At 40.8% G+C, this 267-nt stretch carries 1 protein-coding gene; it reads right to left on the reverse strand.

Features of this window, described 5'->3' with window-relative positions; translation table 11 throughout:
- Positions 1 to 97 precede the first annotated feature (97 nt).
- Positions 98 to 267, reverse strand: a 170-nt coding sequence (locus V0R37_RS22315; protein WP_420376584.1) for a DUF5361 domain-containing protein, incomplete at its 5' end; no start/stop codon positions are given.

Consider the following 267-nt stretch of genomic DNA (forward strand, 5'->3'; position numbering starts at 1 on the left):
GCTGAAGCCTCTCCGTTTAACTGGTTTTGTATTGAACCTTGTATACCTCTTGCTGACGGCATAATTTGTACATACGCTTGTCCTAATTGTGTTGCCATTAGTTTGTTTCACCTCCCGCCAAAATGCGTGCTCGCATTTGTTCAAACTCCTCGCCAGAATGAAACGCCAATTGATTGCTTTGCTTTTTAGGCTCTGTTAGCATTTCTAAAATTGATTTAGGTTTATTGCGACCTTTCGCACCATCTTTTGTTTTTGACCATAAGAGGT

The sequence above is a fragment of the Pollutimonas rozaliensis genome (assembly GCF_048751585.1).
Classification (GTDB): domain Bacteria; phylum Pseudomonadota; class Gammaproteobacteria; order Burkholderiales; family Burkholderiaceae_B.